Genomic DNA, 7,766 nt, shown 5'->3' on the forward strand with positions numbered 1-7,766 from the left:
TTGTTTCATCCTTTAACACTCAACTTCTACATCGCACCGCTATATCTACGCCTAACTCTTCACCCTTTTGTTAAGAAAGATGTGACTTAAGGATAGGTGTATTGGGTTATCATTGAGTATGTTAATAGACAGTTATTCAACAGGAATTCCCATTATTTAAGTTAACTAACTGAATTTTTTTATGGGTCGTCCGACAAAAAACAATTCCTTAACACGGCAAGATGTAATTGAAGCTGCTATCACTTGTTTAGAAAAAGAAGGCGAGTCTGCTTTGGGCGTGAACCGTGTAGCACGTGAGTTGGGAATAAAACCCCCTGCTATCTATAAACATTTGAATGGCAATGCTGATTTGCGCCAAGCTGTTGTGCTTACCCTTTGGCAACGATTCTTTGCCTATTACAAAGAACAAACCACCCATCTAAGAGGTATGAGTACACTACTTCGGGCAGGTGCCCACGCTACTCGCAACTTTGCGCGATCTCATCCAACACTGTATCGGGTAATGATGCAAGTGGAACTGCAAGCAAATGAACCAAAGGCAGCACTCATTATTCAGGAAGCTATCAGTTTGTTCAAAACCAGATTTGAATTTTATCGCTTTACTGAAAACCAAGTGATTGACGTAATGCGAATAGTGAACGCTGCTATCTCCGGTTTTATTGCCTTGGAACAAGCTGGATTCATGACATTGGATCGTTCAACAGATGCCAGCTTTGAGGTTATACTTGATGCGCTAGTTGTTGCAATTGACTATATTCAACAAGTTGATTCGTAATAGTTCAGAAATGTCGGGTAAGAGAGGATATATCACTGTACCTCCCTCCCCGCGCGGACTGTTACCAATCATTCCACTCAACCACAAAACGGACTTACAAAGGTAATTAGGGTTTGCTGAAAAAGTCATAAAAAGGTAAGAGAAAAGTAGAGTGGAGGGTTACTCATTTAGTGCACCTTCACATTCAATTGGTAGCAACAGTTTATTTTGCTTTTTTAGACTCATGGCTGTCAATTTACTTTTTCAATCCATTTTTCTGATTACAGCCAACATTAAATCATGACTAATGGTCAATACTACCAAGGTTTTACTCACTATTTTATACATCTTTTAATTTTTCTTTACCTATTTGACTATACTTTTGGCATATTAGCTACTGAAGAACCAAAATTTTTGCAAGAGAACTTTTATTGATGAGCGACAAATTTGGCAAATAGCTTAAAAGTCTGGATATTACTTTGGATAACTTTATTAGTATTATTTACTGAATTCATTAAACGCATTTCATAGTTTATAGGCCATAAATACTCAATACAGCCAAACAATTGGCAAAGATTTGTCAGTAAATGTTGGTGAGAATTCAATGTTATATTGAAACCCTCATGCTCTTGACAGAAACATTTCTCTAACCAATATAAAGCTTCTGTAGCAGACATATCAAATAAAGAAGTCTGTAGTAGTTGATAGAATAAAAACATTAAGGAAAAGTCATCTTTAATAAATCGATAAGGAATCACACTCGAAACAGACTTTAAATTTAACTGCATTAAATAGATCGACATATTTGCTACGAAACGTTCATATGCCGTTGGCTTTGGGAAAAATTTATATAGTTCTTGAGCGATAGTTTTAGAAATAGTTGTATGGAATGATTCATCCAAAAAATGAAAATAAGAGACAGCCGTCGGAGCAGGTAAAAACTCCGTATTATTATTTTTTAATTTTCTAAAATACAGAACATAATTATATTCCCAGTTCTTGAGCATCATATTAGCTATTAAACGTAGAGCATAGTAATGACATGCTAAGAAAGGTGAAGTTCCACAATTCAGTGTTAATAGCTGCATAGTTAGACGTCGAAATGGCAATTGGCTAACTACACCATCTGTCGGTACATTAAGAAACTCATTTTTCTTCTCTAATTCCTGCAAATACTTGGAAGGTTGATTACCTTTACTTTCCAGCATTATTTTATTAGTATAACGTAGGAAAAAATAAGGCAAACTGGAAAACAAATTTGCAGTTCTAGGATTAATAGTAGATAAATTTATTTGTTGCCAAACTTTTAGTATCTTTTTGCTCCAATCATTATTCGTTTTTTTGGATAACTGAGTTAATCTTTTACCAATTAGAGCCTTCTTTGTTAAGCGACTAATCCTTTGAAAAGCATGAATATGATAGCTTTCTTGAGTAGTTTCAAGGTCAAGTTCTTGACAAAGCGTTTCAAAACCTCCAAGTGTAGAAAACACGCTAGCTGTAACCTGATTAAACATCATAGTACCCGCTTCATCCAGAGGAACTTTGCTGTATTGCATTGCCCAATAAAGGTGATTTAAAGCCAGCTTTTGTGAGCTTGAAGCAGCTTGGTATAATGGAGTGCCATATAATAATGATTGCTCTGGCTCACTCCAGTAACAATTACTATTACTAGCATAATCAAAATTTTTGTCTAACTCTTGGATTATCTCTGTATAGTTAGAATTTATATTATCTCTAAAGATATTTTTTATCACCTTGGAAGATTTATTGACTAATCTTTCATTTGCAGATATGGATTCAGTGCTTGTCTGTGATATTTGAGTGGAATGTACCATAATTGTCCTTTATTTTTTAAAATCACTAGTATTTTAATTGTTTCCTTCAGATAAATACTGAGCTAAAGTCTTAACAGTAGGATAATCGTACAGTAAAGTCGGAGAGACGTTTATTCCTAACCAATCCTCTAGTTCACCACTTAGCTCAACTGCCGCCGAGGAATCCAAATCGTAGCTGTCAAAGGGAACTGTGATATCAATTTCATCTGGATTTACTTCCACTAAGTTAGCTAGATAGGAGACTAACCAGTTTTGAATTTCGGCTGTCGTTGGTAGATTTTTGCGTGCATCATTATTAGCATCTGAAGCTATATTTATCTTAGTCGTTTGAGAAATTTCAGTATCCATTTTGAAAATCTCCTTCATCTCTCTGAAAAAATACTCGTTGAAACCCCTATAAAACTAAGCTTTTTAGTTTCGAGTGTTTCTTTGGTGCATAGATAGCGAGGGAGTTTGATATTTTGAATGCGTGACTTTTGATTTCCCCCATTGTGAGATACTCTTGAGAAACACTCTGTATATCTTTCTTTTGTCTCTCTAAGAAGAGTAAAAATTAAAATCTTTTTCTATAAAAACTGTGCAAGAGTTTTTGGATAGGTTCTTTGTACAGCAAAACTCTTAGCTACTCAGCACACGAATTAGTTGGAAGTACCACCACTTAAAGGGATACTTGGAGTTTATGACCAAACAATTCAAAATTAAAAGTTCAAAGTTCAAAAAAGAAGTAATTTTGAATTTTTAATTTTGAGAGAATTCAGAGCGCCGGCCTCCGGCGATCTGAACTTCAGTGATTTTGAATTTGAGCGAAGCGAGTGACAAGAGGACAGTAAAAAATCTTTTGGAGAATATTTTTATAGCATACCATATATCAGTTTTTGCAACATAACTGACTTTTGTGCATCTTCACTCGTTTTCGCCCAGATAAAACGGCAACCTAAATAACTTGTCACGCATTGATAAAGGCAATGTGCAATTGGGACAGGTTCTAAAACTGGTATTCCTTGGGCCATTTGTCAAACTCCAAGGCTATGCTTCTATCCTCTTTCCCCAATCTCACGTAATCATGTTCGCTTTTGACCACACTCTTGACCATATTATCTGTGTTTTCATCCGAAAATAAACCCCCTGCATCGGGCTTTCTGCTTAATATATCAAATCGCCAACGCCATACCTGTGATGAGGACAACTCCATGAAATCAAAAAATTTATTCGCGCGTTTTTGTTTTGCTGAAAACCAACGAGTGGAAACGGCAATGGTTTCATCAGTGAGGTTGTCAATCGCATGCCATTGCCAGGGTGGATTGAGGAGAATATCTCCTGGTTCCAAGACGGCTTCGTATTTAGGACAATATTTCTGTAAGGGTGCGTATTGCTCCAGATACGCTTGGTTGTAATCTCTTTTCAGAAAAGAAGCACAGAATAGAAAGAAGCGATCAAGCATTGGATACATCAGCCACAGATAATCCGGATGTACAAACGTCCACTTTTTCTTGCCACGAAGTTGGAAAAACAGGTTATTAGCATTAGCACAATGGAAATCGCTACCAGTTGAGGACTGTGTCCCTAAAAACAACTGTGCTGCAACGAACAAACCAGAGTTGCCACCCATATGTTCTCTGAACTCTAAACAGCCGACCTCATTCACCAACTCTGGGTGAGCACAAAAGATTTCCGCACAGAATGAAATATAAAGTTTGTCTTCGCTGTCGATTACATCTTTGATTGTATTAATACCAGGTTTGTAGTTGTTACTATGATTGAAGGTCTTAGCCTTAAAGTCGCCGAAGCGATCGCGAAACATTTCCATTGTCCAGTTCTGATAGGCAAGGGTGTGTTTAGCACCGCCTTTAATAATCACTGGCGTATTCGTTTTCACATATTTGTTGCAAAACTCTTGGGCTGATATTTCCCCGGGTTCTACCATAGGGATTGACATCTTGAGTTTTGACAAATCGATGTTCTGCTTGTTGAGATTATTCAGAATCCTCTGATGGATGCGCTTCAACCACTGTTGTCCCCAAAATTGGTCTTTCAAGAAGTAACGCATCAACAAAATTGTTTTAAATTGAAGCTTATTTCCATAGCCAATATTCAATGGCACAGGAGGCGGGACATCGGAAATCGATGAGCGGAAAAATGTGTGCAAAAAGAATTTATGGACAAAGACGACTTCATAAATCCCATAAATAGTCAATAGCGCGATAGTTCTGAGAGTACGAAACCAGTTTTGCCTCGGTTTATTCGTCGTACCATCACTTGGTAATTTTCCGCCTTTTAGGGTAGTTGTAGTCATAATTGTTACTCAACTTTAACTTGGCATTTCGTCGTTTTACTGGATAGTCGATTGGCATATCTGTTGAAGGGAATCTACTAGCACGTCTCCTCTAAATGGGTGCATATTCTTCATTCCTAAACTGCAACTAGGTAGGTGGACATAATTAAACGTAAATCCAGAGGGTTGTTCATTGTTCATTGCTTGCCAGGGGAATTGCCATGAACCATTAACCATGAACTATGAACGGTCAACACAAGTTACGTTTATTTCCACCCAGCTACTTACAAACGTTTTAATCTCACGCCTTCAGATGCATCCTTTTAGTTTAGACGTGTTAGTACGATTGGGACAGGCTCTAAAATTGGTACTCCTTAGGCCATTTATCAAATTCCCAGGCGGTGATTCTATTCTCTTTCCCCAACATCACAAAATCATCTGTGTTTTTGACCAAATCATCTGTATTTTCGTCGAATAAACCTACTGCATCACGCTCTTTCATCAACACACCAAATTGCATACGCCATACCTGTGATGAGAACAACTGCATGAAATCAAAAAATTGATTCGCACGCTTTTGTTTGACCAAAGCCCAACGAGTGGCAACGGCAATGGTTTCATCAGTGAGGTTGTCAATCGCATGCCATTGCCAGGGTGGATTGAGGAGAATATCTCCTGGTTCCAAGACGGCTTCGTATTTAGGACAATATTTCTGTAAGGGTGCGTATTGCTCCAGATACGCTTGGTTGTAATCTCTTTTCAGAAAAGAAGCACAGAATAGAAAGAAGCGATCAAGCATTGGATACATCAGCCACAGATAATCCGGATGTACAAACGTCCACTTTTTCTTGCCACGAATTTGGAAAAACAGGTTATTAGCATTAGCACAATGGGCATGGCTACCAGTTGAGGTACTTGCTCCTAAAAACAACTGTGTTCCACCAAACAAAGTAGAGTTGCCACCCATATGTTCTCTGAACTCTAAACAGCCGACCTCATTCACTAACTCTGGGTGAGCGGAGAAGATGTCCGCACAGAAAGCAATATAGAGGTTATCCTCACTTCCTCTGCTGTCGATTACATCTTTGAACGTACCAACATCAGGTTTGAACGTACTAACATTATGTTCGTCATGTTCGTCTATTTTCTTCTTGAGAGTATCAAACTTAAGAGTCTTAAACTTAAAGTCGCCGAAGCGATCGCGAAACATTTCCATTGTCCAGTTCTGATAGGCAAGGGTGTGTTTAGCACCGCCTTTAATAATCACTGGCGTATTCGTTTTCACATATTTGTTGCAAAACTCTTGGGCTGATATTTCCCCGGGTTCTACCATAGGGATTGACATCTTGAGTTTTGACAAATCGATGTTCTGCTTGTTGAGATTATTCAGAATCCTCTGATGGATGCGCTTCAACCACTGTTGTCCCCAAAATTGGTCTTTCAAGAAGTAACGCATCAACAAAATTGTTTTAAATTGAAGCTTATTTCCATAGCCAATATTCAATGGCACAGGAGGCGGGACATCGGAAATCGATGAGCGGAAAAATGTGTGCAAAAAGAATTTATGGACAAAGACGACTTCATAAATCCCATAAATAGTCAATAGCGCGATAGTTCTGAGAGTACGAAACCAGTTTTGCCTCGGTTTATTCGTCGTACCATCACTTGGTAATTTTCCGCCTTTTAGGGTAGTTGTAGTCATAATTGTTACTCAACTTTAACTTGGCATTTCGTCGTTTTACTGGATAGTCGATTGGCATATCTGTTGAAGGGAATCTACTAGCACGTCTCCTCTAAATGGGTGCATATTCTTCATTCCTAAACTGCAACTAGGTAGGTGGACATAATTAAACGTAAATCCAGAGGGTTGTTCATTGTTCATTGCTTGCCAGGGGAATTGCCATGAACCATTAACCATGAACTATGAACGGTCAACACAAGTTACGTTTATTTCCACCCAGCTACTTACAAACGTTTTAATCTCACGCCTTCAGATGCATCCTTTTAGTTTAGACGTGTTAGTACGATTGGGACAGGCTCTAAAATTGGTACTCCTTAGGCCATTTATCAAGCTCAAAGGCTATGATTCTATTCTCTTTCCCCAACGTCACAAAATCTTTTGTGTCCCTGATCACATCACCTGGTATTTCGTGCAATACATCTCCTACTTCGTCGTGCTGTTTCATCACCTGAGCAAATCGAATACGCCACATATGTGGTGTTAAAAACTGCATTAATTCAAAAAATGTATTCGCATGTTTCTGTCCTATTGGATCGATCCAGCGACTGGCAACAGCGAGGGTTTCCTCTGTTAGGTTCTCAACGGCATGCCATTGCCAAGGTGGATTGAGGAGAATATCTCCTGGTTCCAAGACGGCTTCGTACTTAGGACAATATTTCTGTAAGGGTGCGTATTGCTCCAGATACGCTTGCTCATAATCTTTCCTAAGAAAGGAACCACAAAATAGAAAGAATCGATCAAGTAGTGGATACATTAGCCACAGATAATCCGGATGTACAAATGTCCACTTTTTCTTGCCACGAATTTGGAAAAACAGATTATTAGCACTAGCACAGTGGGCATGGCTACCAGTTGAGGTACTTGCTCCTAAAAACAACTGTGCTGCAAAGAACTGAGTATAGTTGCCACCCATGTGTTTTCTGAACTCTAAACAGCCGACCTCATCCACTAACTCTGGGTGAGCGGAGAAGATGTCCGCACAGAACGCAATATAGAGTTTGTCTTCACTTTCTCTGCTGTCGATTACATCTTTGAATGTACCAACATCAGGTTTGAACATATTAACATTATGTTCGTCTAGGCTCTGATTGATAATCTCAGCCTTAAAATCGCCGAAGCGATCGCGAAACATTTCCATTGTCCAGTTTTGATAGGCAAAGGTGT

The 7,766-nt window shown here is 38.6% G+C and carries 6 protein-coding genes; 1 reads left to right on the forward strand and 5 read right to left on the reverse strand.

Annotated features, from left to right (window positions below):
- Nucleotides 1–181: 181 nt before the first annotated feature.
- Entirely contained in the window at nucleotides 182–775 is a 594-nt protein-coding gene (locus AC5JMK_RS22430; protein WP_495911056.1) for a TetR/AcrR family transcriptional regulator, read from the forward strand.
- Between the two features lie 407 nt (nucleotides 776–1,182).
- Here AC5JMK_RS22430 and AC5JMK_RS22435 read toward each other — a convergent pair whose 3' ends face one another.
- The 5 genes from AC5JMK_RS22435 to AC5JMK_RS22455 all read right to left on the reverse strand — a co-directional run.
- A complete protein-coding gene (locus tag AC5JMK_RS22435; protein ID WP_495911057.1) occupies nucleotides 1,183–2,589 on the reverse strand; it encodes a hypothetical protein in 1,407 nt (468 codons plus the stop codon).
- A 33-nt stretch (nucleotides 2,590–2,622) separates the two neighbouring features.
- Complete coding sequence (locus AC5JMK_RS22440; RefSeq protein ID WP_495911058.1) at nucleotides 2,623–2,937, reverse strand: acyl carrier protein; 315 nt, start codon at nucleotides 2,935–2,937, stop codon at nucleotides 2,623–2,625.
- Between the two features lie 637 nt (nucleotides 2,938–3,574).
- Nucleotides 3,575–4,882, reverse strand: coding sequence for a cupin-like domain-containing protein (locus AC5JMK_RS22445; RefSeq protein WP_495911059.1), 1,308 nt, complete (start codon nucleotides 4,880–4,882; stop codon nucleotides 3,575–3,577).
- Between the two features lie 337 nt (nucleotides 4,883–5,219).
- On the reverse strand, nucleotides 5,220–6,563 hold the full coding sequence (locus tag AC5JMK_RS22450; RefSeq protein WP_495911060.1) for a cupin-like domain-containing protein: 1,344 nt from the start codon (nucleotides 6,561–6,563) through the stop codon (nucleotides 5,220–5,222).
- Between the two features lie 337 nt (nucleotides 6,564–6,900).
- Nucleotides 6,901–7,766, reverse strand: an 866-nt coding sequence (locus AC5JMK_RS22455) for a cupin-like domain-containing protein (RefSeq protein ID WP_495911061.1), incomplete at its 5' end; no start/stop codon positions are given.

It is taken from the genome of Pelatocladus sp. (assembly GCF_059505505.1).